The following is a 26,285-nucleotide window of genomic DNA, read 5'->3' as shown; positions in this document are numbered from 1 at the left end:
AAACCTATGAGCGCGATCAAGCACGGCCTTGCACTGGCGGCCCTTGCCCTTGCAGGGCAGGCATTGGCCCATGGCGACGTGGCCCCGCAGGCGGTTGATACCACCGGCCTGCCCGAACTGGCCGAGGAATGGCTGACGGAAAATCCCTACCGCGCCGAGGCGGCGGGCGAAGAGGTCTGGCAGACGGCGGTCGAAATCGGCGCCTCGGGCTACAACCAGAACTGCGCCCGCTGCCACGGGCTCGAGGTCGTCTCGGGCGGGCTGGCGCCAGACCTGCGGTTCCTAGAGGCCGAGGAATTCGGCGACGAATGGTATGTCGAGCGGTTCCGCGATGGCTACACGCAGAACGGCATCACCAAGATGCCCGCCTTCGGCGAACTGCTGGGCCAGGAGGCCGCCTGGGCCATCCGCACCTATATCGAGACGCGGCCCGACAGCGACATGATGGAAGAGGTGAGCCCCGAGCTGAAGGCGCTGCGCGACCAGTTGGCCGGCTATGCCACGGACGCCACGGGCGCCGATGCGGATGCGCTGAAGGCCCGCCTGAGCGAGATCGCGAGCGGCATCGAGACCCTGTCGGGCGCGCCCATGGCCGACAGCGTGGCAAGCCGCGCCGCCAGGATCATCGACGGCTCGCCCGAGGGCTATCACAAGGCGGCCGAGACGCTGACCATCGGCCTGTCCGCGGCGCACTGACATGCGGCGCCGCAGGCTCCTTGGTACGCTGCTGGCGGCGGCGCTGGGCGCGGGCGCAGCCCCCGTCCGGGCCGCCGACCCCTGCGCGGACTTCGTCCCGCAAGCCAAGCCGCAGAATGCCGGACGCGACATCGTCGGGCAGGACATCGACCAGATCCTGGACCGCGGCTTCATGACTTTCGCGGTCTACGAGGACTTCCCGCCCTATTCCTGGGAAGAGGCCGGCCAGCCGCGCGGCGTCGACATCGAGATCGCGCAACTGATCGCCGAGGATATCGGCGTCGAGCCGCAGTTCCGGTTCGTCGCCGCGGGCGAAACGCTCGAGGCGGACCTGCGCAACAACATCTGGAAAGGCGACGTGCTGGGCGGCCCGGTGTCCAACGTGATGATGCGCGTGCCCTATGATTCGGCCTTTGCCTGCCGGGTCGAACAGGCGGTGTTCACGGGCCGCTACGCGTCCGAGGACATGGTGATCGCCTACCGCGAAGAGGCCTATCCCGACGACAAGCCAATCCCGGCCTATTTCCGGTTCGATACCGTCGCGGTCGAGAACGACTCGCTGGCCGATTTCTACCTGTCGTCCTTTGCCGGCGGGCAGACGCGCGACAAGGTCCTGCGCTATCCGTCCATGGACGCGGCGATGAAGGCCCTGTCGGCGGGCGAGACCATGGCGGCCATGGGCCCGCGTGCGCAGGTCGAATGGGGCCTGGGCGAAGGCACCGCCTACCACGTGCCGCCGCTCGCCGGCCTTGCCCGCGGAAAATGGGAGTTGGGGGTCGCGGTGAATTTCCGCTACCGTGCGCTTGGTTACATGGTCGATGATGCCATTCGCGCCGCCAGCGCGGACGGGCGCATCGCCAAGATCTACGCGGGCTACGGCCTGACCTGGCTGCCGGTCACCGATTACTGACCGGACCACGATTCGCGGACCGGGCCGGATGGCCCTGTCCATTGGTCTTATATCCGCGCCGCGCCGTCCCGGCGTAGCGTGCCCATGAAAGTCAAGGAGCGTCCAATGGAGCTTAAGGGTTCCCGTTCTATCGCAGCCCCCCGTGAGGTGGTCTATGCGGCCATGCTCGACCCCGACGTGCTGAAGGCCTGCGTGCCCGGCTGCCAGGAAATGACCGGCAATGCCGATGACGGCTTCGAAGCGGTCGTCGTGCAGAAGGTCGGCCCGGTCAAGGCGACCTTCAAGGGCAAGGTCGCGATCGAGGATCCGAACCCGCCCGCCAGCCTCAAGATCGTGGGCGAAGGCAAGGGTGGCGCGGCCGGCTTCGCCTCGGGCGGGGCGGTCGTCACGCTGACCGAAGAGGGCGAGGGCACGCTGCTGGAATACGACGTGCAGGCCAAGGTGGGCGGCAAGCTGGCGCAGCTTGGCTCGCGTATCATCGACGGCTTTGCCAAGAAGATGGCGGATCAGTTCTTTGAACGCTTCCAAGGGGTTGTCGAAGGCCCCGAAGAAGGAGAGACTGATCCGGAAGTCGCCGAGGTGGCGGCGGAAAAGAAAGGCTGGCTCAAGCGTCTCGCGCGCGGCTGAGCCAAGGAATTTCGGGATAGAGGGAGGAGCCACATGGCCAAGATTTCGATGAAGGTGAACGGGCGCGACGTGTCCGGCGAGGTGGAGGGCCGCACGCTTCTGGTGCAGTTCCTGCGCGACCAGCTGGGGCTGACCGGCACCCACGTGGGCTGCGACACCAGCCAGTGCGGCGCCTGCACCGTGCAGGTGGACGGCAAGCAGGTGAAATCCTGCACCATGTTCGCGGCCGAGGCCGAGGGCGCGGAGGTCTCGACCATCGAGGGCGAAGCGGCGCAGGACGGCACGCTGTCGGCGATCCAGGCGGCGTTCCAGGAACACCACGGCCTGCAGTGCGGCTTCTGCACCCCCGGCATGGTCATGGCGGCCAAGTCGCTGCTCGAGGTGAACCCCAAGCCGACCGAGGCCGAGGTGCGTCACCATCTCGAGGGCAACATCTGCCGCTGCACCGGCTACCACAACATCGTCAAGGCGATCATGGCCGCATCCGGCCAGGACGTCGGCGCGATCGCGGCCGAGTGAATTGAGACGCATGGTGGGGTGAAACCCCACCCTACCCACATTTCGTAGGGTGGGGCCCACCCCCACCATCCTTCAGGGAGGAGCAAGCATGCCGAAAGATCATGGCATTGGCGCCAGCAACAAGCGGCGCGAGGATATCCGGTTTCTGACCGGTACCGGCAATTACACCGACGACATCAACATCCACGGCCAGGCCTATGTCTACTTCCTGCGCTCGGACGTGGCGCATGGGAAGATCAACAGCATCGACACCGCCGCCGCCGCGGCGATGCCGGGCGTCGTGCGCATCTTTACCGGCGCCGATTTCGAAGGCATCGGCGGGCTGCCCTGCGGCTGGCAGGTGACCGACAAGCATGGCGAGCCGATGAAGGAGCCGCCGCACCCGGTGCTGGCCCAGGGCAAGGTGCGCCACGTGGGCGACCCGATCGCCGCCGTGGTGGCCGACAGCCTCGACCAGGCGCGCGACGCCGCCGAGGCGATCGAGCTCGACATCGAGGAACTGCCCGCCGTCGTCGACATGAAGGCCGCCGTGCAAGAGGGCTCGGCCCTCGTCCATGACGATATCGGCACCAACCTCTGCTATGACTGGGGCTTTGTCGAAGAGAACAAGGGCGCCGTCGAAGAGGCGTTCTCCAAGGCCGCGCATGTCACCACGCTCGAGCTGCGCAACAACCGCCTTGTCGCCAACCCGATGGAGCCGCGCGTGGCGGTGGGCGATTTCAACCGCGCCAGCGGCGACTCGACCCTCTACACCACCTCGCAGAACCCGCATGTGATCCGGCTGCTGATGGGCGCTTTCGTGCTCGGCATCCCCGAGCACAAGCTGCGTGTCGTCGCCCCCGACGTGGGTGGCGGTTTCGGCACCAAGATCTTCCACTATGCCGAAGAAGCCTTCTGCACCTTTGCCGCCAAGCAGCTGAACCGCGCGGTCAAGTGGACGTCGAGCCGGTCGGAGGCGTTCATGTCCGACGCCCATGGACGCGACCACGTGACCAAGATCCAACTGGCGCTGGATGCGGACAACAACTTCACCGCGCTGCGGACCGAGACCTACGCCAACATGGGCGCGTATCTTTCGACCTTCGCGCCGTCGGTTCCGACCTGGCTGCATGGCACGCTGATGGCCGGCAACTACAAGACGCCGCTGATCTACGTGAACGTGAAGGCGGTCTTTACCAACACCGTTCCCGTGGACGCCTACCGCGGTGCCGGCCGCCCCGAGGCGACCTTCCAACTCGAGCGCGTGATCGACAAGGCGGCGCGCGAGCTGGGCGTCGACCCGGTCGAGCTGCGCCGCCAGAACTTCATCACCGAGTTCCCCTATGCCACCCCGGTGGCCGTGGAATACGACACGGGCGATTACCACGCAACGATGGACAAGCTGGTCGAGATCGCCGATTTCGCCGGCTTCGAGGCGCGGCGGAAGGACTCCGAAGCCAAGGGCAAGCTGCGTGGCCTTGGCGTCAACTGCTACATCGAGGCCTGCGGCATCGCGCCGTCGAACCTGGTGGGGCAACTGGGCGCCCGTGCCGGTCTTTATGAAAGCGCAACCGTGCGGGTGAATGCCACCGGCGGCGTCGTGGTCATGACCGGATCGCATAGCCACGGGCAGGGGCACGAGACCTCGTTCCCGCAGGTCATCTCCGAGATGATCGGCATCCCCGAGGACCAGGTCGAGATCGTCCATGGCGACACCGCCAGGTCTCCGATGGGCATGGGCACCTACGGCTCGCGCTCGCTCGCGGTGGGCGGCTCGGCCATGGTGCGCGCGGCCGAGAAGATCATCAACAAGGCCAAGAAGATCGCGGCCCACCTGATGGAAGCCTCGGAAGGCGATATCGAGCTCAAGGACGGCGCGTTCAGCGTCGCCGGCACCGACAAGTCGGTCGCCTGGGGCGAGGTCTGCCTCGCCGCCTACGTGCCGCACAACTACCCGCTGGAAGACATCGAGCCGGGGCTGGAAGAGACGGCGTTCTACGACCCGTCGAACTTCACCTACCCCTCGGGGGCCTATTGCTGCGAGGTCGAGGTCGACCCCGAGACCGGCAAAGTCACCATCGAGAGCTTCGCCGCCACCGATGACTTCGGCAACATCGTCAACCCGATGATCGTCGATGGCCAGGTGCACGGCGGGATCGGCCAGGGCATCGGCCAGGCGCTGCTGGAAAACTGCGCCTACGACGAGAACGGCCAGCTGCTGAGCGCATCCTACATGGATTACGCGATGCCGCGCGCCTCGGACGTGCCGTTCTACAAGGTCGACCATTCCTGCCAGACCCCCTGCACCCACAACCCGCTGGGCGTGAAGGGCTGCGGCGAGGCCGGCGCCATCGGCTCCCCGCCGGCGGTGGTCAACGCGGTGATCGACGCGCTGCACTCGGGCGGTCACAAGGTGGAACACATCGACATGCCCGTGTCGCCGTCGCGCGTCTGGGCAGCGATGAACGGCTGAATGGAGACATCATGTCCGGGGGCCTGCCCCGTCGCCATTGTCTCTCGGACCAATGGCGCGACAATGGCAACCCCCGGAGTTTATCTGGCAAGATGAAGCAGGGGATCTTCGGGTGGACCTGCAGGAGGAAACAGAATGTACGCATTCGATTTTGAGAAGCCGACCAGTGTCGCCGATGCTGTCGTGGCGCTGAAGGACGAGGACGCGCTGGCGCTGGGCGGGGGGCAGACGCTGATCCCGACGCTCAAGCAGCGCCTGGCGAGCCCGTCGAAACTGGTGAGCCTCATGGGCATCGCCGAGATGCAAGGCGTGAGCGCCGACGGCGGCACGCTGACCATCGGCGGCGGCACCAAGCATGCGGTCGTGGCGGCCGAGGCGGCGTCGGCCTATCCGGCGCTGGCGGCGCTGGCCGGCGGCATCGGCGACCCGGCCGTGCGCAACCGCGGCACCATCGGCGGCAGCCTCGCCAACAACGACCCGGCGGCCTGCTACCCGTCGGCGGCGCTGGCCTCGGGCGCGACCATCGTCACCGACAAGCGCGAGATCGCGGCGGACGACTACTTCCAGGGTATGTTCACCACCGCGCTGGACGAGGGCGAGATCGTGACCGCGGTCAAGTTCCCCATCCCCGAGGCGGCGAATTACCAGAAGTTCGAGCAGCCGGCATCGCGGTTCGCTCTGGTCGGCGTTTTTGTCGCCAAGTACGCGGATGGCGTGCGCGTGGCGGTGACCGGCGCCTCCGAGGAGGGCGTGTTCCGCTGGACCGAGGCCGAAGAGGCGCTGTCCGGCAATTTCTCGCCCGATGCGGTGGCGGGGCTGGCCGCCTCGGCCGATGGCATGATCACCGACCTGCATGGCTCGGGCGCCTATCGCGCGCATCTGATCGGCGTGCTGACCAAGCGGGCGGTGGCTGCGGCGGGCTGATCGCTGCCGGTTTCGAGACTTGGAACCCCCGGTCCGATGGGCCGGGGGTTTTCGTTTGTTTAGAGCGTGGAGAGGTCGCCGTCCGGCGAGATGACCGTGATCCGGGTCAGCCGAGCCTCGGTCTTGAGGCGGGCAAGTTCGGGACGCGGCAGGAAGACGGCGGCGGTCGAGAGGGCGTCGGCCAGGGTGGCCGAGGGGCCTTCGATACTCACCGTGGACCAGAGCGCCGGGCGGCCGTCGGGCGACAGGATATGGCCCGTGTCGCCGAGGTGCAGCGCGCCGGGGCTCGAGGTGGCGATGGCGCCGCCGGTCAGGGTGCGCTGGCCCATCGGCCCATGCGCGGGGTCTGAGAGACCCAGCCGGAACGGCCCGCCAAGCGCCGCGTATTCGCCGAGGTTCACCAGCGCATGGGTGAAGCCACGGGCGGCAAGCTGCCTGCGCACAAGGTCGGTCGCAAAGCCCTGGGCGATGCCGTTGAAGGTCAGTTGCTGGCCGGGGGCAAGGCGGGTGCCGGCGGGCCCCCTGCGCACCCGGTCCCAGCCGATCAGGGCTCGTGCCGGGCCTGGGTCTTCGCTGTTGGCCAGCGCCTGCCAGAGCGGCTGGATGGTCGGATCGAAGAGCCCGCCGGTCAGACGATGCGCCTGAGCCGCGCGTCCGAGGATGGCGTCGAAATCCGCGTTCGGGGGCAGCGCCCCTTCGGTGTTGAGGCGCATGAGGGCCGAGGTGGGCCGGTAGAGGCTGAAGGTCTCCTCGATCCTGTCCAGCATCTGTGGCAGGTCCGCCAGCATCTCCCGCACCGCCGGGCGCGGGCCACTCAGGGTCACGCTCACGTCGGCGCCGAGTGCGACGCCGTCCCAGCGGTCCGAATAGGCGCTGGCCGAGGCGTGGCTGCCCATCAGGGCGGAAAAGCTGGCCGAGAGGGCAAGGAAACGGCGGCGGTTCATTCGGCGGGCACCTCGTTCGGATGGCCGGTGCGGCGGCGTGGGCGCTGGCCCTGCCGCGCCTCGAGGATCAGCGGCACGCATTGCCGGGGGTCGTCGTGGATCGCCACGCAATCGAGGCACTGGAAGCATTCGTCGTACTGGATCCGGCCCGAGGGCGCGATGGCCCCGTAGCGGCATTTCACCCGGCAGAGCTGGCAGGGCGACCCGCAATCGGCGCGCCGCGCGATCCAGTCGCGGCCGCGCAGCAGCCCCCCGATCGCCATCAGCGCGCCAAGGGGGCAGACATAGCGGCAGAACCCCTTGAACAGCACCATCGACAGCACCAGCCACAGGGCCGCATAGGCCACGTAGTACCATTCACGGAGAAAGAAGGTGGTGATCGCGGTCTTGAAGGGCTCGACCTCGGCCGCCTTGTCGATATGGGTCGGGGCAAAGACCGTCACGCCGATGAGCCCCGCCAGCACGACGTATTTCAGTAGCTTGAGGCGCGCATCCCAGCCGGCCGAGGGCTCGACCTGCGGCACCCGCAGCAGGCGGCCGATGTGGCTGGCGAATTCCTGCAAGGCGCCGAAGGGGCAGAGCCAGCCGCAAAAGAGGCCACGGCCCCAGAGCACGAAGCCCACGATCACCACCGCCCAGATCAGCAGCGAGAACGGATCGTAGAGCAGGAAGGCGAAACTGCCCCCGTCAAGCGCGGTGCGCAGGGCGGCCAGGGGCGTGACGATCGACAGCTGCCCCTGGCCCCACCAGCCGATGAAGCCGGTGACAATGGCCAGGATGCCCAGCCGCACCGGCGTGAAGATGCGCAGCCCCGCCAGCCGGTTCATCCCCGGCCCCAGCAGCGCCAGCAGCAGGGCCAGGACCACGCCCAGCACGATCATGTCGTCGGCCCGGCCACGCAGCGCCTCGCGCCAGGGCGGCAGGGTCTGCACCACGCCGGGGCGGGTAAAGAACCGCTCGGGCGTGGCATGGTCGGCCGTCAGCGTGACCGAGCCGACCTGCGGCTGAAAGACGCCATGTTCGCGAATGGCCGCGACCTGCAACTCCCACGGGCTGGCCGGGTCGAACCCGAGCCGCCGGTCGGTGCGCAGGATCAGCGCATGGCCGTCGTAGACCGCATCATGCAGCGCCTGCGGCACGTCCCGCGCCAGGTCGAAGATCAGGTCGGCATCGCGCAGCGCGATCGGGAACCCGCCCTGTTCCGCGCTCAGCCAGTCGGGCGAAGTGTTGCGGATGAAATCCTCGCTCACCAGCCCGTGGCGGGCGGTCTCGACCACCAGGATCGGCTCGTCCGTGCCGGAGATCTCGAGGAAGCCTTGCAGCGTCTCGAACGAGCCTTCGTCCAGCACCGCCCGTGCGATGGAGGGCGGGCCGAGGTCCACGATCCAGAGGTCGAGATAGGGCGCTTGGGGGTCCGAGAGCGCCTCGGGGTCGTCGTCTTCCCAGAGCGTGCCGGCGAACGCGGCCTGCACCTCGGCATTGGTGACGATCTTGCGGGTCACGAGGCCCTGGTCCACCAGCGCCTGCCAGTCGAGCGCCTCGTCGACCGTGGGGTCGGGATGGGCGGGCGGGCCCGCCGCGACGCCGTTCATCTTTTCGCGCGCGACCTGCAGGGCGGCGGCCAGGATCGTCTCGTGCGCGATCCGAACGCTGGCGGTCGCCTTGGTCACCCCGTCGAGATAGACCAGCGCGCTGCCCGCCGTCGCATCGCCATAGGGCGTGCCGACCACCAGCGTGTCGGAAATCGAATGGCCGCGGTACTGTTCGACAAAGGCGTTGAAGGGCGCCTGCCCGAGGCCCGAGACGAAGATCGGTTCGTTGTGTTCCAGGATCTGCACGTCGAGGAACCGGCCGTCGAGGTCGAGCGTCACCAGCAGGTTGATCGGCGCGCCGGAAAAGCCGGGCAGGGGGGCCATCGGCTCGGTCTCGAAGACATAGCCGGCATGGGCCCCGCCGGAGTTCAGAAGCTGGTAGACGCCCTTGTCGTTCACCGGCTCGCCCAGCGACATGGGGGCGCGCACGCGCTCCGCGATGGTCTCGCGGGGCAGCGGCTCGGCCATGGTTACTTGCGCGATGAGGGCCAGGCACAGCGCAAGCGCCGCACCGAGGGGCCCGGTCGATCTCCTCCACATGTGGCGACGATAGGATCGGGTTCGGCCCCCGGATATGCGACGAAGGTCTGACCGGACAGGCCGCGTGTGATTCGGGTTTGGCGTTCCGACGGGTTTATGTATACATTGCGACAAGGGAGAGATCGGAGGTTCCATGGCCACAACTACGCAGAACCAGACCAAGCGCGCGGTGTTCGAACTGCGGCGCCGGATCATGAACGGAGAGCTCACGGGCGGCACCCGTCTTTACGAGGTGGCGCTGGCCGAAGAGCTCGACATCTCGCGCACGCCGGTGCGCGAGGCCATGTCGCGGCTGGCCGAAGAGGGGTTGTTGGAGCGCGCATCGGGCCGTGGATTCATGGTGCGCAGCTTTGCCTACAACGACGTGGTAGACGCCATAGAGTTGCGCGGCGTGCTCGAAGGCACAGCCGCCCGGCTGGCGGCGGAGCGCGGCTGGGAAGAGGCCCGGATGAGCGCCGTCCAGGAGACCCTCGCGCAGCTTGAAAAGAGTGTCGGTTCACAACCTGAAAATGTTGATTTTGAAAGTTATTATGAGTTCAACGCTCGATTTCACGATGAGCTGGGAATGCTCTGTTCGTCAGAGGTCGTGCAGCGTGAGCTGGATCGCGCCAAGTCGCTGCCCTTTGCCTCTCCCTCGGCCTTTCTGCCCGACCAGCGGGCGCTGCGCGATTTCCACCTGTCGTTGATCGTCGCGCAAAGCCAGCACCGCGGGTTGGTCGAGGCGATCCTGGCCCGTCAGGGCGCCCGGGCCGAGGCCATCGCCCGCGAGCACGCGATGATCGCGCGCCGGAACCTCGAATACATCCTGCGCGACGCGGCGGGCGCCAAGCCTGCCAGCCTCGCGCTGCTGGTGGAGTGATCTCGCCGCGCTGCGGCGAAAAATGACCCTTGCAAAACCGTGCCGATTTCGGCGAAATGTATACATTAACGCAATGGGAGGACACCCAATGGCCAATACGAGCCTGCAAGACATCATCGACGAGAAGGGCGGCGACATCGTCGGCCACCTGCGCGATTCCAAGATCGGCATGTACGTCTACCCGGTCGTCGCACCGGAATTCTCGAACTGGCGCGTGGAACAGGAAGCCTGGCGCAAGTCGGCCGTGCTGTTCGACCAGTCGCACCACATGGACGAGCTGATCGTCGAAGGCCCGCAGGCCGAGGAATTCCTTGCCTACCACGGCATCAACGCCTTCGGGAACTTCAACCTGAACCGCGCCAAGCACTACGTGCCGGTGACCCCCGCCGGCCACGTGATCGGCGACCACATCATCTTCCGTGAGCGTGAGGACAAGTTCATCCTCGTCGGCCGCGCCCCGGTGTCCAACTGGCTGATGTTCGCCGCCTCCTACGGCAGCTGGAACGTCCGCATCCGTCACGACCCCCGTTCGCCGTCGCGCCCCGAGGGCGAGCGCGTGCTGCGCGAGCATTACCGCTTCCAGATCCAGGGTCCCGACGCCGGCGCGATCTTCGAAAAGATGAACGGCGGCCCGATCCCCGATATCAAGTTCTTCCACGTCGAGTGGATCAACATCGGTTCCAAGAAGGTGCAGGCGCTGCGCCACGGCATGTCCGGCGCGCCGGGCCTCGAGGTCTGGGGCCCCTACAAGGACAAGGACTACATCCACTCGACCATCCTGCAGGCCGCGCGCGACGCCGGCGTGAACCTGGTCCAGTGCGGCAGCCGCGCCTATTCGACCAACACGCTGGAATCGGGCTGGATCCCGTCGCCGCTGCCGGGCATCTACACCGGCGGTGACATGGTCGCCGAATACCGCAAGTGGCTGGGCGTCGAGGCCTACGAGGCCGCCGGGTCGATCGGCGGGTCGTATGTCAGCGACAACATCGAAGACTACTACGTCAACCCGTTCGAACTGGGCTACGACTTCTACATCGGCTGGAAAAAGGCCGACTTCATCGGCAAGGCCGCTCTCGAGAAGATCAAGGCCGAAGGTCCCAAGCGCAAGAAGGTCACCTTCGAGTGGAACAAGGAAGACGTGCTGAAGGTCATCGCGTCGAACTTCGAAGAGGGCATTCCCTACAAGTGGATCGACTTCCCGCAGCCGAACTACGCCTCGTCCTCGGCCGACATGGTCATGAACGGCGACAAGATGGTCGGCATGTCGATGTTCAACGGCTACAGCTACAACGAACGCTGCCTGCTGAGCCTCGGCGTGGTGGACACCAGCGTCCAGGTTGGTGACGTGCTGACCCTCAAGTGGGGCGAGCCCGAGCCGACCGGCAAGACCTCGACCGAGACGCACCAGCAGACCGAGATCCGCGTCCGCGTGTCGCCGACCCCGTATTCGAGCGAGGCCCGCGAGAACTACGCCGACAGCTGGCGCACCAAGGGCAGCTGAGCCCGGATCGTCTGAAAATGAATATGGCGGGAAGGCAATTTCCCGCCATTTTCCCTAGGGTCATGGCGGTGCGCGCAAGGGTTGAGGAGCGCGTGTCTATAGCCGGGCCTTATAGAAATGTCCGAGATTTGACTTGGACGCCTAGGGCACGGGCGCTAAGCCTTATGCCAACCAGCCGCACAAGCTTGTCCAGGCGGTCGGTAACCATTCGGGAGGACTACCAATGATCCACAAGAACTTCGCTAAAACCGTCGCCGCGGCCATCGTGGCCGGCGCCATGGCGCTGCCCGCCGCCGCCGAGACGCTGAAACTGGCGCACTGGGTGCCGCCGGCGCACGTGCTGACCAGCTCGACCATCGAGCCGCTGATCGCCGCGGTCGAGGGCTCGGGCCTCGAGATCGAGGTCTATCCGGGCGGCGAGCTGGGCAAGGGCCCGCTCGAGCAATACGTCCGCGTCGTCCAGGGCGTGGCTGATATCGTCTGGGGCTTGCAGGGCTACACCTCGTCGCAATTCCCCAAGACCATGGTCTCGGAACTGCCCGGCGCGCTGCCCGAGGGCAAGACCGGCTATGACATCATCTGGGACGCGATGGACGCGGGCCTGCTGCAAAGCGAATTCCCGGCCACCAAGCCGCTCGCCCTGTGGCTCTCCGAGCCCAACATCTTCATCATGAAGGACATCGACATCCGCACCCCGGCCGATCTGCAGGGCCTCAAGATCCGCGTCTCCGGCTCGGCCGCGGCCGCCACGATCGAGGCGCTGGGCGCGACCCCGGTGCAGATGCCCGCGGGCGAGATCTACAACTCGCTGCAGACCGGCCTGATCGACGGCGTGGTCACCGGGGCCTCGGCGGTGGGTGACTTCAAGCTGGACGAAGTGGCCAACAGCTACACGATCGGCGCGCCGCTGGGCCGCATCTCGTTCTACCTGCTGATGAACGGCGCCAAGTACGACAGCCTGCCCCAGGCCGAGAAGGACGCGCTTGATGCCATCGCCGGCCGCCCGCTGTCCAAGTCGGCCGAAGAGGGCTGGAACGCCCGCGCGGCCCAGGTGCTGGCCGACCTCGAAGCCACCGGCGACAACACCGTCTACACCCTGAGCGACGAAGAGGCCGCCGCCTTTGGCGAGGTCACGCTGCCGGTCATGGGGCAGATCGTGGCCGAAGGTGGCTACGAGGACGTCCTCGCAGCCATGCAGGGCAAGTAAGCCTTGTATCGCACGCTCGACAAGATCGCGGAGGGGCTCACAAGCCTCTCCGCACTCATTGGCACCATCGGGCTGCTGGGTCTGGTGGGCGTCATCATGGTCGACGTGGTCGGCCGGTATTTCGGCCAACCTCTGACCGGCGCGCAGGACATCACGCAGATGGGCCTGGTGCTGATCGTCTTCGGAGGCATGGCCCTGTGCGACCGGATGGGCGGGCATATCGCCGTCGACCTGTTCGAGCGCAGCTTTCCCCACTGGGTGATCCGGCTGGGCGACATCGCCACCGCCCTGCTGGGCGCGGTGATCTTCGCCACCATCGCCTGGCATGTCTGGGAAAGCTCCAAGCTCAGCCTCATGCTGAACCTCAAGACCAACATCATCTACCTGCCCAAGGCCTGGTTCCAGTGGTTCGTCGTCGGCGCATCCACCCTCACTGCCTTCGGTATGCTGGTGCGCCTGCTCGCGCTTCTGACCGGCCGGATGGATCACCAGGAACATGAAGGGCTGACAGAATTATGAGCGGTTTCGCACTCGGCCTTTGGGGGATGGGCATCCTCTTCGTGCTGCTCGCCCTGCGCATTCCCGTGGCCTTTGCCATGTTCGCGGTCGGCTTTGTCGGCATCTGGATCCTGAACGGGCTGGGCGCCGCCACCTCGACGCTCGCGTCCGAGGCGTTCACGCTCGCCTCCTCGGCCGAGCTGGTCGTCGTGCCGCTGTTCATCCTGATGGGCAACGTGGCCACCGAAACAGGGATGAGCCGCAAGCTCTACGACGCGGCCTACGCGATGATCGGCTCGATCCGGGGCGGGCTTGCCTCGGCCACCGTGATCGGCTGCGGCGGATTTGCTGCGCTCTCGGGCTCGTCCGTTGCCTCGGCGCTAACCATGGGCAAGGTCTCCTTGCGCGAGATGGAGCGCTTCAACTACGACGACCGCCTGTCGACCGGTGTGGTTGCCGCGGGCGGCACGCTGGGCATCCTGATCCCGCCCTCGACCGGCTTTGTGATCTACGCGATCCTGACGCAGGAAAGCATAGGCCGGCTGTTCCTGGCCGGCGTGCTGCCGGGCCTGCTGCTGCTGTGCATGTTCATCGCGACGGTGTCGCTGATGTGCTGGATCAACCCAAAGCTCGGCCCCGCCGGCCCCAAGACCACGATGAGCGAGAAAGGCCGCGCCATGGTCGGCGCGCTGCCGATCATCACCGTGATCCTGCTGACCATCGGCGGCATCTACGGCGGCTTCTTCAGCCCGGTCGAGGCCGCGGCCGTCGGCGCCGGCCTGGTGATCCTGTTCGGCGCGGTCATGCGGACCCTGACGCTCAAGGCACTGTGGAGCGCGGCGCGCGACAGCGTCTCGACCACCGCCGCCGTCATGCTGATCCTGATCGCGGCGCATATGATCAACCCGTTCCTCGCGCTCAGCCACATCCCGCAGGCGCTGGGTGACTTCCTGTCGACGCTGGCGCTGCCGCCGCTGGGCGTGCTGGCGGTGATCCTGGCCTGCTACCTGGTGCTGGGCTGCTTCCTCGAAGGCTTCGCCATGCTGGTGCTGTCGATGCCGATCTTCTTCCCGGTGATCCAGCAGTTGGGGATCGACCCGATCTGGTTCGGCGTCCTCGTGGTGCTGACGCTGGAAATGGGGCTGATCTCGCCGCCAGTCGGGCTCAACGTGTTCATCGTGAAATCGGTGGCGCCGGGGGTCGAGCTGGGGCGCATCTTCCGCGGCGTGATCCCGTTCTTGATCGCCATGGTGGTGACGCTGATCCTGCTCATGCTCTTCCCGCAGATCGTGCTGCTCTTGCCCAACACGATGATCGGCTAGGGCGATGGCGACCACGCTTCTCATCCCCGGGCTGCTCTGCGATGCCATCGTCTGGGAATCCGTGCTGGCCCATATCCCGCTGGCGCAGGTCGCGGACCTGTCGACGCAGGACAGGATCGGGCAGATGGCGCAGGATTGCCTCGACCGCACCCCCGGCCAGCTGCGGGTGGCGGGCCATTCCATGGGCGCCCGCGTCGCCATCGAGATGCTGCGCCGCGCGCCCGAGCGGATCGAACGGGTCGCGCTGCTGGATACCGGCATCCACCCCCTCAAGAAGGACGAGCGCGAGAAGCGGGCCGAGATCGTCGCCTACGCCCATGCCAACGGGATGGAGGCCCTGGCCAAGCGCTGGCTGCCGCCCATGGTCTGGGAGGGCAACCAGCAGAACCCCGAGCTGATGGGGCGGCTGACTGACATGGTCCTGTCGAAAGACCCGGACCTGCACGAACGCCAGATCCATGCGCTGGTGACCCGCCCCGACACCGATCACCTGCGCGAGGTGCGTTGCCCCGCGCTGATCCTGGTCGGCCGCGAGGACCAGTGGAGCCCGGTCAGCCAACACGAAGACATCGCGGCGATGATGCCGCAGGCGCAGCTCGTCGTGATCGACGAGGCGGGGCATTTCGCCCCCATGGAGCGCCCCGAACAGGTCGACGCGGTGCTTGTGCCGTTCCTGACCGCAGAGAGCTAAGGAGGAGAGACCCATGGCCATCTTCAGACTGAAGGACCGCAAGACCGACGCACCCGCACCGGCATCCGAGGCGCTGCAAGGCTTCCTCGAAGGCTTTTCCATCGAGGTGATGCCGCGCACGGCCGCCAAGGTCGACAGCTTTGCCGACATCCTGCCCGCGGGCACCCGCGTCTACATCGCCCATATCGACGGCACGCCCATCGAGGACATGGTCGAGACCGCCAGGCGCCTGAACGCCGAGGGCTTCCCGGTCATGCCGCACTTCCCCGCGCGGATCATCAAGGACGCGACCACGCTGGGCGACTGGATCGCCCGCTACCAGGGCGAGGCGAACGTGGACCAGGCGCTGCTGCTGGCGGGCGGCGTGGACAAGCCGCATGGCGATTTCCACAGCTCGATGCAGCTGCTCGAAACCGGGCTCTTCGACCTTGCCGGTTTCAAGCGCCTGCACGTCGCCGGTCACCCCGAGGGCAACAAGGACATCGACGCCGATGGCTCGACCAAGCTGGTCGACGAGGCGGTGATGTGGAAGCAGGGCTTTTCGGAAAAGACCGATGCCGAGATGGCGATTGCCACGCAGTTCGCCTTCGAGGCGCAGCCGGTCATCGACTGGGCCGCGCGGCTTCAGGCCATGGGCGTCACGCTGCCGATCCATGTCGGTATTGCCGGCCCGGCCAAGCTGCAAACGCTGATCAAGTTCTCGATCGCCTGCGGGGTCGGGCCGTCTTTGCGCGTGCTGCAACGCCGCGCAAAGGACGTGACCAAGCTGCTGCTGCCCTTCGAGCCGACCGAGGTGCTGGAAGATTTCGCGGCCCATCACGTGGCGCACCCGGACAGCCTGATCCAGAAGGTCCACTTCTTCCCGCTGGGTGGGATCAAGACCAACGCGGGCTTCGCCGAAGCGCTGCTGGACGGCTGAATGGCGACAGGGGCGCGCGGCCTTGGCCGGCACGCCCCTGCCAGGCCGACGGCCCCGGGAATGGAAGAGCCACCAGCCCACCCGTCAACGAGGGGATGTACTCGTCAAACAAGCATCGCGGGCCCCGACGGGGCCCGAGTTCATTTCAGCGCGCCCGGTGGGGCGGGCGCGTCCGCACCGGGGGACAACACCGGCGCGGCGGTCAGCGACGCAAGGCCCATGAGGACAAGGCATCCGAGCGAAATCACCATGAGGATCCATCGCTGCATCCTTGGCCCCCTGCCTTGCGCGCTACCCGACAGGAGTCACGAAGCGGACGGCGGAAAGTTTCACGCCACCCCGAAAATTCGTGGAAAATTTGTCGGGGCGGTCGGGAAGGACCCCTTGAGGGGGTCCCGGGGCCGCGATCAAAGCGACTGAACAGGGCCGACGGCCAGCACGTCGCCCGTGGGCACGCCCGTGGGCGAACCGCCGGGCGGTTCGTCCGACACGGCCAGCGTGCCGCCCTGGGTCAGCCCCTCGGCCAGTGCGGCGGGGATGGCGATGGCGACCTCGGTCTCATCGGGCAGCACGCCCAGCGACACCGGCGCCGGCGCGCCCTCGGCGATCAGCCACAGCTCGAGCACCCGGCCCGGGCGGGCCTCGCCCGCGACCCGGTCAAGCCGCAGCGTGCCGGTCTCGGCCGAATAGGCCGCCGCGATGACCAGCGACCCGTCCTCGGCCGCGACCTCGGCGGCGTGGCTGGCAGGTGCCTCGCGCAGGAATTCGGTTTGCGGCAGGATCAGCACGACCGCGGCGACCAGTGCGGCGCCAAAGGCCGCCCCGGCCAGCCAGCGTAGCGGAGAGGTGCGCGCGCGCGCCTTGGGGAAGAGCTCGGCCTCGATCTGCCGCCAGACCCGCGGCGGGGGCGGGGTGGGCACGAAATCGTCCGACAGCTGGACCAGCGACGCTTCCCATTGCAGGACCAGAGCGGCCAGCGCCGGCTCGGCCAGGATCCGGGCCTCGAACGCCCGACGCGTCTCTGCATCCATCAGGTGCAGGACGTATTCGCCCGCCAGGGCGATGTCGTCAGGGTCGTCGGGCTGGCTCATCGATCCAGGCACTCTCTCAGTTTCTGCAGGCTGCGGCGCAGCCAGGTTCGCATCGTGTTCAGGGGCACGCCGTGTCTTTCGGCCAGCTCCTGGTATGTGTCGCCGTCAAGGTAGGCGCCCTTGACGGCATCGGCACGGTCTTCGTCCAGCTCGTTCATGCAGCCGGCGATCCGCCGTGCCTCCGACCCCGCGATCACCGCGGCTTCGGGGGAGGGCCCCGGCGCGCTGAGGTCGCGGCGGTCCGCGATATCCTCGGCCCCGGCATCGGGCCTCCGGGCCCGCAGCCGGTCGATGGCGAGGTTGCGCGCCACCGTGATCAGCCAGGTCATCGGGCTGTGTCCGGTCACGGCATAGCGGTCGGCCTTGCGCCAGATCCGGATGTAGACATCCTGCAGGCACTCCTCTGCCTCGCCCCTGTGCTTTAACACACGCAGGCAGACCCCAAAGAGTTTCGCCGAGGTGGCATCATATAGGGAAGAAAATGCCGCCCGGTCCCCGAGCGCGCAGCGCGCAATCCAGTCTTCGATCTCTTCCAGGGTCGCCATCGGCCCTCTTCGCGCTTGGTGACTCCAGAGTTTAGGGCCACCGCACGGTTCGGCAACTGCAAAAGAAAAAAGGCCCCCGACCCGCAAGGGGCCAGGGGCCGCCGGGCCGGGACTACGTCCCAGGTCCCGGCCCGGCTCGCGTCCCCGCGGGATCCCACCGCGGGTCGCGAAACCGGTGCTTACTTGGCGGTGACGATCTTCATCACCAGGTTGCCGTCCATGCGGATCGGGCCGTCTTCCTTGGCGCCGAGCGTGTATTCGAACTGGCCGGTGGTCATGCCGCCGTCTTCGCCATGCACCATCAGCATGAGCATGTCGCCCGGCGCGACGTCCTCGGTCAGGATCGCGGCGACGTCGACGTTCTCGCCCTCGCGCAGGGGAGCGTAGCCGACGACCGGGCCGGGGGCCATGTCGGCATCGGTGCGGTGCACGACCATCCAGCCGTTCTGCGGCGCGACGATCATCTCGGCGCTGACGACGCCGTTGGCGACGCTCTGGTCCATCGCCTCGACCATCGGGGCCATGGAATGGCTGGCGGCAAAGGCGCCGGTTGCGGTCACTGCGGCGGCGGCGGTGAGGATGAAGTTACGCATGTGTTGGTATCCTTTCGGTCTGGTTTCCGTCTCCACCGCGGCCGTTTCGGCGCGGCGTTGACCAAATCCACGAGGACCGGTGCGGCAGAGTTTCAGCGAGTCGCAAAAAAAGTCCAAACCTGCTGAAAATAACAGGAAAGCGTCGATTTTCGGCCGGGTATGGAATTCCGGACGTTGGGTTCAAGCGTCTGTGGCACAACCTTTAAATGCGTTTCGGCAATCTCAGGCTGAATGGTATTCTGGTTCCGCATTTCCTGCAGTCATTCAAACACAAGGTTCCCAGACATGCCCACTTTCGTCCCCACATCCTTCGCCGGTCCCGGCACCGCGTTTTCCCTCGGCGGCATCGGAGACAACCTCTTCCTGCTCGACGATCGCTACCTGATCTCGACCGATGACGTCGGCATCCGTGCCTTTTCCAACAATTCGCTCGACATTCACGGGACGGTGCACGGTTTCCGCTCCGGCATCGTCATGGGCGAAGAGATCGGCGGCGGATCGCTTTTCGTCGGCGACAGCGGCAGCGTCAGCTCGTCCACCTTCGGCGCCGTCGTCGGCTACGGCAACTCGAACGGGTATTTCAACGACGTCTCGATCGTGAACAACGGCGAGATCGTCACGCAAAGCACAGGCGGTCAGGGCGCCACGGGCGTGCCCGCCACGATCCACCTGTCCAACAACACGCTGCTGCTGGACGAAGGCACCCCGGGCACGACCTTCTCGGTCGTCAACAGCGGGCTCATCGCGAACGAGAGCGACACCCTGCGCACCCATGCGATCCGCTTTGACGCGGTGACCGATCATGCGCAGATCCACAACGCGCCCGACGGCGTGATCTCGAACCTGGCCGAGGGGATCGCGGCGATCCAGGTCGGCGGTGTCGGCTATGTCGACAAGGAGACCGGGCGCCAGGTCGAGACCACGGTCGACGTGATGAACGCCGGCACGATCTTCAGCAGCGGGTTGGCCTACCAGTCGACGCTCATGCACGAGAACGAGCAGGAGCGGCACGCGATCGATCATTTCACCAATACCGGAGAGGTCTTCGGCGACATCCGTCTTGGCACGGGCGACGACAGGTACAACGGCCGCGACGGCTATATCGACGGCGTGGTCTACGGCGAGGACGGCAATGACGTGCTGGTCGGCGGCGGCATCGCCGATCACCTCGACGGCGGCAGCGACAACGACGTTCTGCGCGGTGGCGCGGGTGACGACCATCTCGACGGCGGCGACGGGGCTGGCAGCGATTCCATTTATGCCGGCGAAGGCAACGACACGGTCACGAGCCAGGGCGGCAGCGACGTGATCTACGGCTACACCGGGGATGACGTGATCGACGCCAGCTTCGGGTCGGATCTTGCCTTTGGCGGCGATGGCAACGACCTGGTCGACGGAGGCGGCGGCTCGGATACGCTCTACGGCGGCGATGGCGACGACACCGTGCTTGGCGACCGGGGGCAGGACATCCTGCGCGGGGGCGACGGCGACGACATGCTCGACGGCGGAACCGAACGGGACGAACTTCTGGGGGGCCGGGGCAACGACACGCTGACCGGCGGATCCCAGGCCGATACCTTCGTCTTCGATTTCGACGGTGGCCATGACGTGGTCACCGACTTCACCGACGGTGTCGACCTGATCGACGTCTCGGCGCTGGCCTTCACCGGCTTCGCCCCGGACATCCAGCCGTTCATGATCCAGTCGGGCGCGGATGTGGTGATCGACCTCAGCTATGGCGCGTTGACCAACACGATCACCATCGAGTCCGAGGTGGTGGCCAGCATCGACGCGAGCGATTTCATCTTCTGATCCATCGCCTGCCTCACGGGGCCGCGCCGCCTGCCGGTGGCGCGGCCCTTTGCCGTGCCGGGGGTTGACGTCAGGGGGCAGCTGCCCTGTCATGCGGGCAACCAGATGGAGGGTGACATGGCCGAGACATTGACGACGCGGGTGGGTGACATCGAGGTCATCGCGGTGACCGACGGGGCGACAGAGTTCACGCCGGGAATGTTCCTGAACACCAGCGAGGACGAGATTTCCGAGATCCTCGAGGCGGCCGGCGAGTCCGAGATCCGCACCAACTTCAACGCCTTCTTCCTGCGCGGCCCGCAGGGGATCACCATGGTCGACAGCGGGCGCGGGCATCTCGCCGGGCCCGGCGGGTCGAACCTCGAGGCCGCGATGGCCGAGCTGGGGATCGCGCCCGGGGATGTCACGCGGCTGGTTTTCACGCACCTGCACCCGGATCACATCGGCGGCGCGATCACGGCCGAGGGCGCGGCGGTCTTCCCCGATGCCGAGGTGACCTTTTCCGAGCTGGAGCAGGCGTTCTGGTCCGACGGAAGCGCCTATTCCGGGCAGGAGCCGATGGAGAGCTGGTTCAAGGTCGCGGGGTCGATGCTGGCGGCCTACAAGGACCGGATCGTGACCTTCGCCGGGACCGACGGGGCCGAGGTCGCGCCCGGGATCACCGCCATTCCGCTGCATGGTCACACGCCGGGTCATACCGGCTTCCGCGTCTCGGATGGCGACGACCAGCTGGTGCTGGCGGCGGACATCGCCCATGCCCAGATTCTGCAATTCGCCAATCCCGAGATCTGCGTCGGCTTCGATATCGACCCCGAGGCGGCCGGCAAGGCGCGCAAGCGGGCGCTGGACATGCTGGCGACCGACGGCATCCGGTTTTCGGGCGGGCATATCCTTGGGCCCGACAAGTTCGTCACGGTCGCCCGGTCGGGGATCGGTTACAAGACGCTCTGAGCCCGTTCGGTGCCAGGCGCCCGAGGCGCGCATTCAAGGCAGGTGAGGGGCTGGCCCCCTCGCGCCAGAGGCGCGGCACCTATGATGCGAGGGGCCTGCCCCCTCGCGTTCCATTGGGTCTTCACAGCAAGGTAAGAGGGCACGGGGAGCCCTGCTTTCATCTTTCCATCAATATGCCCGCCGGAGGCAATCCGTCCTGGGCCACAGGTCGCAGCCCCGGCCGTTTGCGCCCCGCCCCTGCTTTCACTTTTCTCCAAATACTCTCGCCGAAGGCGCCTGCGACCATGGACGGAGTGAGGGGCCAGCCCCTCACGCTCCCCGGAGTTTATTGGCAAGATGAAGGGGGATCAGGCCCCCGGGAAGGCGGCGCGCAGGGCGATCTCGACCATGTCGCCGAAGCTGCGTTCGCGGTCTTCCGAGGGCAGCGCCTCGTGCGTCAGCAGGTGGTCCGAGACGGTCAGCACGGCCAGCGCGCGGACCTTGTGGCGGGCGGCAAGGATGTAAAGCTCGGCCGTCTCCATCTCGACCCCGAGGATGCCGTGGCGGGTCATCTGCTCGGTCAGGTCGGGGCGTTCGTCGTAGAAGACGTCCGAGGAATAGATGCCGCCGATATGGGTTGGGATCTCCATGCCCTGCGCGGCCGTGGCGGCGGCCTGCAGCAGGGACCAGTCGGCTGAAGGCGCGAAGTTCAGCTCGCGGAAGATGCCCCGCGAGGGGGTCGAGAGGGTCGAGGCGGTCATGGCGAGGATCACGTCGCGGATGCCCACGTCGGTCTGCATCCCGCCGCAGGAGCCGATGCGGATCAGGGTCTGCGCGCCGTAGTCGCGGATCAGCTCGTTGGCGTAGATCGAGAGCGACGGCATGCCCATGCCCGACCCCTGCACCGTCACGCGCTGTCCGCGCCAGGTTCCGGTAAAGCCGAGCATGCCGCGCACCTCGTTCACGCAGGTGGCGTTCTCGAGGAAGGTCTCGGCCACCCATTTCGCGCGGTAGGGATCGCCGGGCATCAACACGGTATCGGCGATCTCGCCGGGTTTAGCTCCGATGTGGACGGTCATGGCGCTCTCCTTGGTTCGGGAGTGCGATCATTTCCCGGCCGCGCGACAAAGTCCATCCGTCCCGGCAAGCGGGGAAGTGGCGTCACCGGGTAGGGTGGGCCGTCTGCTCACCGCGCCCCTAGCGGCGGATCTCGAACCCTTCGAAGCCCTCGGGCTCGGCCTTGGTCGATTGCACGTCGCGCACCTCGGCCGGGCCGGGGCCGGACCAGCATTCGGTGACGAGCGCCTCGACCGCCGCCTCCGGCCCTTCGAGATGCGCCGCGACCGAGCCGACCTCTTCGTTGCGCACCCAGCCGGCCACCCCAAGCTGTGCGGCCCGGCCGCGCGTCCAGGCGCGGTAGGCCACGCCCTGGACGTGGCCGGTGATCCGCAGGTGGCGCGCGACGATGCGCATCACTCGGCCGCGACGGCGGCGGGATCGGCCAGCGTCACGATGTCCTTCATGATGGTGTTCAGCTCGAAATCCTTGGGGGTGTAGACGCGGGCGACGCCCATGGCGCGCAGGCGGCGCGCGTCCTCGTCCGGGATGATGCCGCCGACGATCACCGGGCGGTCGCCCAGCCCCTCGGCGCGCAGACGGGTCATCACGTCCTCGACCAGCGGCAGGTGGCTGCCCGACAGGATCGACAACCCGATCACATGGGCGCCGTCCTTGGCGGCCTCCACGATCTGCTCCGGGGTCAGGCGGATGCCCTCGTAGTCGATCTCCATCCCGCAGTCGCGGGCGCGGAAGGCGATCTGTTCGGCCCCGTTGGAATGGCCGTCGAGTCCGGGCTTGCCGACGAGGAACCGCAGGCGCTTGCCCAGCCGGTCGCTGACCGCGTCCACGGCGGCGCGCAGGTCCTCGAGCCCCTCGGTCTGGTTGCTGACGGCGCGGCTGACGCCCGTGGGGCCGCGGTATTCGCCATGGACATTGCGCATCTGCGTGGCCCATTCGCCGGTCGTCACGCCAGCCTTGGCGCAGGCGATCGAGGCGGGCATGACGTTCTTGCCGGTGCTGGCCGCCGCGCGCAGGTCGGTCAGCGCCTGTTTCACGGCGGCCTCGTCACGCTCGGCCCGCCAGGCGTTCAACCGGCCAATCTGCTCGGCCTCGACGGCGGGGTCGACGACCATGATGCCGCCATCCTCGCCCACCAGCGGCGAGGGCTCGCCCTGGGTCCACTTGTTGACGCCGACCACGACGGTCTCGTTGCGCTCGATCCGGCCGAGGCGGGCGGCGTTGCTGTCCACCAGCCGGCTTTTCATGTAGTCGATGGCGCCGATGGCCCCGTCCATCGCCGCGATGTTCGCCAACTCGGACCGGGCGCCGTCCTTCAGCGCCTCAACCTTGGCGTCCACGGCCGGGTTGCCGTCGAAGAGGTCGTCGTATTCCAAGAGGTCCGTTTCATAGGCCATGATCTGCTGCATCCGCATGGACCATTGCTGGTCCCAGGGGCGGGGCAGGCCAAGCGCCTCGTTCCAGGCGGGCAGCTGCACGGCGCGGGCGCGGGCCTTTTTCGACAGGGTCACGGCGAGCATTTCAATGAGAATACGGTAGACGTTGTTCTCGGGCTGCTGCTCGGTCAGGCCCAGCGAGTTCACCTGCACGCCATAGCGGAAGCGGCGGTACTTGGGGTCGGTCACACCGTAGCGGTCAGCCAGGATCTCGTCCCAAAGGTCCACGAAGGCGCGCATCTTGCACATCTCGGTGACGAACCGGATGCCGGCGTTGACGAAGAAGGAGATGCGGCCGCAAAGCTGCGGAAAATCTTCCGCCGGAACGCGCGTCTTCAGCTCGTCCAGCACGGCGATGGCGGTGGCGAGGGCAAAGGCCAGCTCCTGCTCGGGCGTCGCGCCGGCCTCTTGCAGGTGGTAGGAACAGACGTTCATCGGGTTCCACTTGGGCACGTGGGTATAGCAATACTCGGCCACGTCCCCGATCATCTTGAGCGACGGCTTGGGCGGGCAAATATACGTCCCGCGGCTGAGGTATTCCTTGATCAGGTCGTTCTGCACCGTGCCTTGCAGCTGGGTGATGTCCGCGCCCTGCTCCTCGGCCACCGCGATATAGAGCGCCAGAAGCCAGGGCGCCGTCGCGTTGATGGTCATCGAGGTGTTCATCTGCTCGAGCGGGATCTGGTCAAACAGCGTGCGCATGTCGCCAAGGTGGCAGACCGGCACGCCGACCTTGCCGACCTCGCCCCGCGCCAGGATGTGGTCGCTGTCATAGCCGGTCTGCGTCGGCAGGTCGAAGGCGACCGACAGGCCCGTCTGCCCCTTGGCCAGGTTCGCCCGGTACAGCGCGTTGGACGCGGTGGCGGTGGAATGGCCGGCATAGGTGCGGATCAGCCAGGGCTTGTCCCTGGGGCTGGTCGGGGTCTGGGTCGTGTCGGTCATCGCTCAAGGCTCCGGCTGGATTCTGGCTGAATCGGTTGCGCAACAATCTTGCTTGAATGGCGTGATACGCGAAATTTTGCGCAAGTGTCAATTCGCTGCGTTGCGGCAGAGCATACGCGGCACCGGGCGATTCCCAAATAGGGCTTGGGTCGCAGGGCGGCCGGGGCCGGAGAGGCAAGGCTGCCCGCGGCGGAAAACGCCCTGCGCTCAGGGGATTGCCCAAGGTTTGGGCATCTGAAATGGTGCCGCCATGACCATGCCAGTCACCCTGCCGCTTTGGGCCTTCGTCCTGATTCTGCTTTTCGCGGCAGTGACATTCGCGTCGCATTTCCTGTTCCCCTCGGTGCGCTGGTTCTTCCGCAAACGGATGGAGCGCGCCGTGCGGCGGCTGAACCGGCGCCTGCAACGTCCCATCCAGCCGTTCAAGCTGCTGGGGCGGCACGACATGATCCAGCGGCTGGTCTACGACCCCGAGGTCAACCGCGCCATCGTCGCCCATGCGCGGGCCGAGGGCATCCCCGAGGCCGTCGCCTTCGAGACCGCGAAACGCTATGCGCGCGAGATCGTGCCGTCGTTTTCCACGATGCTCTACTTTGGCGTCGCCACGCGGGCGGCGCGGCTGCTGAGCCGGGCGTTTTACACCGTGCGCGTCAACGACGACCCCGAGCCGCTGGACGGGGTCGATCCCGAGGCGACGGTGATCTTCGTCATGAACCACCGCTCCAACATGGATTACGTGTTGGTCACGTACCTGGCCGCGCAACGCAGCGCGCTGGCCTACGCGGTGGGCGAATGGGCGCGGGTCTGGCCGCTGAGCTGGCTGATCCGGGCGCTGGGCGGCTACTTCATCCGGCGCCGGTCGCGCAATGACCTTTATCGCAAGGTGCTGGCGCGGTTCGTGCGGATGGTCACCGACAATGGCGTCACGCAGGCGATCTACCCCGAAGGCGGGCTCAGCCTGGACGGGGCGATGGCGCCGCCCAAGCTGGGGCTGCTCAAGTACATCACCGACGGGTTCGATCCGACGCTGCGGGACGTGGTCTTTGTCCCCGTGGGGCTGAACTACGACCGCGTGCTCGAGGATCGCATCCTCATCACCGCCGGCAAGGCGGGCGAACGGCGGTTTCGGGCGCGGATCAGCGTGGTCTTCCTGAACCTGTTGCGGTTGATCCTGCGCTGGATGACCGGGCGCTACCGCCGCTTCGGCACCGCCGCCGTCAGCTTTGGCGCGCCGCTGTCGCTGGCCGATTTCGTCGCGGGCCGGACCGAGGGCGACCCGACCCGCGACCTCGCGCGCGAGCTGGCGCGGCGCATCGGCGCGGTGATCCCGGTCGTGTCGGTGCCGCTGGTCGCGCGCATCCTGCTGGATCACGCGCCCATGGACCGCGCCGCGCTGGTCGCCCGGGCCGAAACGCGCCTGGCCGCGCTGCGCCCGCATGCCATCGACGCGGCCAGCGACCGGGTGGAATCCGCGCTCGAGATCCTGCAGCGGCGGCGGATCGTGTCGATCGACGCGGGCGGCATCATCCGGGTGACGGAAACCGAGCACGCCATCCTCGAATACTACGCCCGGTCCATCTCCCATCTCGGCGCGCCGGACTGATTGCGACATTTTTTCGACTTTTCCTGAAACTCTTCCCCCGGGCGCCCGTGGCTTC

At 67.0% G+C, this 26,285-nt stretch carries 25 protein-coding genes; 16 read left to right on the top strand and 9 right to left on the bottom strand.

Annotation, left to right across the window (positions count from 1 at the left end):
• Window positions 1-6: 6 nt before the first annotated feature.
• From pedF to MF270_RS05710, 6 genes are all read left to right on the top strand, one after another.
• Window positions 7-696 (top strand): cytochrome c-550 PedF, encoded by a 690-nt coding sequence (gene pedF, locus MF270_RS05735; RefSeq protein ID WP_238364912.1) that lies wholly within the window; start codon window positions 7-9, stop codon window positions 694-696.
• Between the two features lies 1 nt (window position 697).
• Window positions 698-1,606: a substrate-binding periplasmic protein gene (locus tag MF270_RS05730; RefSeq protein WP_238364911.1), complete on the top strand. Its 909-nt coding sequence runs from the start codon at window positions 698-700 to the stop codon at window positions 1,604-1,606.
• Window positions 1,607-1,711: 105 nt separating this feature from the next.
• Window positions 1,712-2,233: a CoxG family protein gene (locus tag MF270_RS05725; RefSeq protein WP_238364910.1), complete on the top strand. Its 522-nt coding sequence runs from the start codon at window positions 1,712-1,714 to the stop codon at window positions 2,231-2,233.
• Window positions 2,234-2,266: 33 nt separating this feature from the next.
• Window positions 2,267-2,752: a (2Fe-2S)-binding protein gene (locus MF270_RS05720; RefSeq protein ID WP_238364909.1), complete on the top strand. Its 486-nt coding sequence runs from the start codon at window positions 2,267-2,269 to the stop codon at window positions 2,750-2,752.
• Window positions 2,753-2,840: 88 nt separating this feature from the next.
• Entirely contained in the window at window positions 2,841-5,204 is a 2,364-nt protein-coding gene (locus MF270_RS05715) for a xanthine dehydrogenase family protein molybdopterin-binding subunit (protein WP_238364908.1), read from the top strand.
• A gap of 135 nt (window positions 5,205-5,339) precedes the next feature.
• Entirely contained in the window at window positions 5,340-6,128 is a 789-nt protein-coding gene (locus tag MF270_RS05710) for an FAD binding domain-containing protein (protein WP_238364907.1), read from the top strand.
• Window positions 6,129-6,187: 59 nt separating this feature from the next.
• Here MF270_RS05710 and MF270_RS05705 read toward each other — a convergent pair whose 3' ends face one another.
• Together MF270_RS05705 and MF270_RS05700 are read right to left on the bottom strand one after the other, a co-directional pair.
• Window positions 6,188-7,072, bottom strand: coding sequence for an FAD:protein FMN transferase (locus MF270_RS05705; protein ID WP_238364906.1), 885 nt, complete (start codon window positions 7,070-7,072; stop codon window positions 6,188-6,190).
• A complete protein-coding gene (locus MF270_RS05700) occupies window positions 7,069-9,132 on the bottom strand; it encodes a 4Fe-4S binding protein (RefSeq protein ID WP_238364905.1) in 2,064 nt (687 codons plus the stop codon). Before MF270_RS05700 ends, MF270_RS05705 begins: the two co-directional genes overlap by 4 nt.
• 205 nt (window positions 9,133-9,337) lie before the next feature.
• On the opposite strand from MF270_RS05700, the gene MF270_RS05695 reads away from it, so the two are divergent.
• The 7 genes from MF270_RS05695 to MF270_RS05665 all read left to right on the top strand — a co-directional run bounded on the left by MF270_RS05695 (window position 9,338) and on the right by MF270_RS05665 (window position 16,201).
• Window positions 9,338-10,063, top strand: a complete 726-nt coding sequence (locus tag MF270_RS05695; protein WP_238364904.1) for a GntR family transcriptional regulator — start codon at window positions 9,338-9,340, stop codon at window positions 10,061-10,063.
• 88 nt (window positions 10,064-10,151) lie between these two features.
• Window positions 10,152-11,564: a vanillate/3-O-methylgallate O-demethylase gene (gene ligM / locus MF270_RS05690; RefSeq protein WP_238364903.1), complete on the top strand. Its 1,413-nt coding sequence runs from the start codon at window positions 10,152-10,154 to the stop codon at window positions 11,562-11,564.
• Window positions 11,565-11,787: 223 nt separating this feature from the next.
• Window positions 11,788-12,771, top strand: a complete 984-nt coding sequence (locus MF270_RS05685) for a TRAP transporter substrate-binding protein (RefSeq protein ID WP_238364902.1) — start codon at window positions 11,788-11,790, stop codon at window positions 12,769-12,771.
• A 3-nt stretch (window positions 12,772-12,774) separates the two neighbouring features.
• Window positions 12,775-13,290: a TRAP transporter small permease gene (locus MF270_RS05680; protein WP_238364901.1), complete on the top strand. Its 516-nt coding sequence runs from the start codon at window positions 12,775-12,777 to the stop codon at window positions 13,288-13,290.
• Complete coding sequence (locus tag MF270_RS05675) at window positions 13,287-14,591, top strand: TRAP transporter large permease (protein ID WP_238364900.1); 1,305 nt, start codon at window positions 13,287-13,289, stop codon at window positions 14,589-14,591. Before MF270_RS05680 ends, MF270_RS05675 begins: the two co-directional genes overlap by 4 nt.
• A gap of 4 nt (window positions 14,592-14,595) precedes the next feature.
• Complete coding sequence (locus MF270_RS05670) at window positions 14,596-15,282, top strand: alpha/beta fold hydrolase (protein WP_238364899.1); 687 nt, start codon at window positions 14,596-14,598, stop codon at window positions 15,280-15,282.
• Window positions 15,283-15,295: 13 nt separating this feature from the next.
• Window positions 15,296-16,201 (top strand): methylenetetrahydrofolate reductase, encoded by a 906-nt coding sequence (locus MF270_RS05665; protein WP_238364898.1) that lies wholly within the window; start codon window positions 15,296-15,298, stop codon window positions 16,199-16,201.
• Window positions 16,202-16,341: 140 nt separating this feature from the next.
• Here the strand turns inward: MF270_RS05665 and MF270_RS28155 are convergent, their stop codons facing one another.
• The 4 genes from MF270_RS28155 to MF270_RS05650 all read right to left on the bottom strand — a co-directional run bounded on the left by MF270_RS28155 (window position 16,342) and on the right by MF270_RS05650 (window position 18,430).
• Window positions 16,342-16,470 (bottom strand): hypothetical protein, encoded by a 129-nt coding sequence (locus MF270_RS28155; protein ID WP_272490688.1) that lies wholly within the window; start codon window positions 16,468-16,470, stop codon window positions 16,342-16,344.
• A 138-nt stretch (window positions 16,471-16,608) separates the two neighbouring features.
• On the bottom strand, window positions 16,609-17,292 hold the full coding sequence (locus MF270_RS05660; protein WP_238364897.1) for an anti-sigma factor: 684 nt from the start codon (window positions 17,290-17,292) through the stop codon (window positions 16,609-16,611).
• The gene (locus MF270_RS05655) at window positions 17,289-17,837 is read right to left on the bottom strand and encodes a sigma-70 family RNA polymerase sigma factor (protein WP_238364896.1); all 549 of its coding nucleotides are present in this window, start codon (window positions 17,835-17,837) and stop codon (window positions 17,289-17,291) included. Before MF270_RS05655 ends, MF270_RS05660 begins: the two co-directional genes overlap by 4 nt.
• Window positions 17,838-18,016: 179 nt before the next feature.
• Window positions 18,017-18,430: a DUF7282 domain-containing protein gene (locus MF270_RS05650; protein WP_238364895.1), complete on the bottom strand. Its 414-nt coding sequence runs from the start codon at window positions 18,428-18,430 to the stop codon at window positions 18,017-18,019.
• 285 nt (window positions 18,431-18,715) lie between these two features.
• Here MF270_RS05650 and MF270_RS05645 point away from each other — a divergent pair, with 285 nt between their 5' ends.
• Complete coding sequence (locus tag MF270_RS05645; protein ID WP_238364894.1) at window positions 18,716-20,242, top strand: calcium-binding protein; 1,527 nt, start codon at window positions 18,716-18,718, stop codon at window positions 20,240-20,242.
• Between the two features lie 117 nt (window positions 20,243-20,359).
• Window positions 20,360-21,193, top strand: a complete 834-nt coding sequence (locus MF270_RS05640; RefSeq protein ID WP_238364893.1) for an MBL fold metallo-hydrolase — start codon at window positions 20,360-20,362, stop codon at window positions 21,191-21,193.
• A gap of 347 nt (window positions 21,194-21,540) precedes the next feature.
• Here the strand turns inward: MF270_RS05640 and deoD are convergent, their stop codons facing one another.
• From deoD to MF270_RS05625, 3 genes are all read right to left on the bottom strand, one after another.
• Window positions 21,541-22,251 (bottom strand): purine-nucleoside phosphorylase, encoded by a 711-nt coding sequence (gene deoD / locus MF270_RS05635; protein ID WP_238364892.1) that lies wholly within the window; start codon window positions 22,249-22,251, stop codon window positions 21,541-21,543.
• A gap of 118 nt (window positions 22,252-22,369) precedes the next feature.
• Window positions 22,370-22,645, bottom strand: coding sequence for an acylphosphatase (locus tag MF270_RS05630; RefSeq protein WP_238364891.1), 276 nt, complete (start codon window positions 22,643-22,645; stop codon window positions 22,370-22,372).
• Window positions 22,645-24,627, bottom strand: coding sequence for a protein meaA (locus MF270_RS05625; RefSeq protein ID WP_238364890.1), 1,983 nt, complete (start codon window positions 24,625-24,627; stop codon window positions 22,645-22,647). Before MF270_RS05625 ends, MF270_RS05630 begins: the two co-directional genes overlap by 1 nt.
• A 250-nt stretch (window positions 24,628-24,877) precedes the next feature.
• On the opposite strand from MF270_RS05625, the gene MF270_RS05620 reads away from it, so the two are divergent.
• A complete protein-coding gene (locus MF270_RS05620; RefSeq protein ID WP_238364889.1) occupies window positions 24,878-26,230 on the top strand; it encodes a 1-acyl-sn-glycerol-3-phosphate acyltransferase in 1,353 nt (450 codons plus the stop codon).
• Window positions 26,231-26,285 lie beyond the last annotated feature (55 nt).

This window comes from Mesobacterium pallidum, from assembly GCF_019966535.1.
GTDB classification, from domain to species: domain Bacteria; phylum Pseudomonadota; class Alphaproteobacteria; order Rhodobacterales; family Rhodobacteraceae; genus Mesobacterium; species Mesobacterium pallidum.
This window is presented reverse-complemented; position numbering and strand designations above follow the sequence as displayed.

Excerpts from the sequence above, each read along its gene's own strand:
- MF270_RS05655 (WP_238364896.1), bottom strand. The coding sequence starts at position 17,837 with ATGGCGACCCTGGAAGAGATCGAAGACTGGATTGCGCGCTGCGCGCTC.
- MF270_RS05730 (WP_238364911.1), top strand. The coding sequence starts at position 698 with ATGCGGCGCCGCAGGCTCCTTGGTACGCTGCTGGCGGCGGCGCTGGGC.
- MF270_RS05700 (WP_238364905.1), bottom strand. The coding sequence starts at position 9,132 with ATGGCCGAGCCGCTGCCCCGCGAGACCATCGCGGAGCGCGTGCGCGCC.
- MF270_RS05640 (WP_238364893.1), top strand. The coding sequence starts at position 20,360 with ATGGCCGAGACATTGACGACGCGGGTGGGTGACATCGAGGTCATCGCG.
- MF270_RS05620 (WP_238364889.1), top strand. The coding sequence starts at position 24,878 with ATGACCATGCCAGTCACCCTGCCGCTTTGGGCCTTCGTCCTGATTCTG.
- MF270_RS05675 (WP_238364900.1), top strand. The coding sequence starts at position 13,287 with ATGAGCGGTTTCGCACTCGGCCTTTGGGGGATGGGCATCCTCTTCGTG.
- MF270_RS28155 (WP_272490688.1), bottom strand. The coding sequence starts at position 16,470 with ATGCAGCGATGGATCCTCATGGTGATTTCGCTCGGATGCCTTGTCCTC.
- MF270_RS05665 (WP_238364898.1), top strand. The coding sequence starts at position 15,296 with ATGGCCATCTTCAGACTGAAGGACCGCAAGACCGACGCACCCGCACCG.
- deoD (WP_238364892.1), bottom strand. The coding sequence starts at position 22,251 with ATGACCGTCCACATCGGAGCTAAACCCGGCGAGATCGCCGATACCGTG.
- MF270_RS05710 (WP_238364907.1), top strand. The coding sequence starts at position 5,340 with ATGTACGCATTCGATTTTGAGAAGCCGACCAGTGTCGCCGATGCTGTC.
- MF270_RS05660 (WP_238364897.1), bottom strand. The coding sequence starts at position 17,292 with ATGAGCCAGCCCGACGACCCTGACGACATCGCCCTGGCGGGCGAATAC.
- MF270_RS05625 (WP_238364890.1), bottom strand. The coding sequence starts at position 24,627 with ATGACCGACACGACCCAGACCCCGACCAGCCCCAGGGACAAGCCCTGG.
- MF270_RS05685 (WP_238364902.1), top strand. The coding sequence starts at position 11,788 with ATGATCCACAAGAACTTCGCTAAAACCGTCGCCGCGGCCATCGTGGCC.
- pedF (WP_238364912.1), top strand. The coding sequence starts at position 7 with ATGAGCGCGATCAAGCACGGCCTTGCACTGGCGGCCCTTGCCCTTGCA.
- ligM (WP_238364903.1), top strand. The coding sequence starts at position 10,152 with ATGGCCAATACGAGCCTGCAAGACATCATCGACGAGAAGGGCGGCGAC.
- MF270_RS05650 (WP_238364895.1), bottom strand. The coding sequence starts at position 18,430 with ATGCGTAACTTCATCCTCACCGCCGCCGCCGCAGTGACCGCAACCGGC.
- MF270_RS05670 (WP_238364899.1), top strand. The coding sequence starts at position 14,596 with ATGGCGACCACGCTTCTCATCCCCGGGCTGCTCTGCGATGCCATCGTC.
- MF270_RS05720 (WP_238364909.1), top strand. The coding sequence starts at position 2,267 with ATGGCCAAGATTTCGATGAAGGTGAACGGGCGCGACGTGTCCGGCGAG.
- MF270_RS05725 (WP_238364910.1), top strand. The coding sequence starts at position 1,712 with ATGGAGCTTAAGGGTTCCCGTTCTATCGCAGCCCCCCGTGAGGTGGTC.
- MF270_RS05695 (WP_238364904.1), top strand. The coding sequence starts at position 9,338 with ATGGCCACAACTACGCAGAACCAGACCAAGCGCGCGGTGTTCGAACTG.
- MF270_RS05630 (WP_238364891.1), bottom strand. The coding sequence starts at position 22,645 with ATGCGCATCGTCGCGCGCCACCTGCGGATCACCGGCCACGTCCAGGGC.
- MF270_RS05645 (WP_238364894.1), top strand. The coding sequence starts at position 18,716 with ATGCCCACTTTCGTCCCCACATCCTTCGCCGGTCCCGGCACCGCGTTT.
- MF270_RS05705 (WP_238364906.1), bottom strand. The coding sequence starts at position 7,072 with ATGAACCGCCGCCGTTTCCTTGCCCTCTCGGCCAGCTTTTCCGCCCTG.
- MF270_RS05715 (WP_238364908.1), top strand. The coding sequence starts at position 2,841 with ATGCCGAAAGATCATGGCATTGGCGCCAGCAACAAGCGGCGCGAGGAT.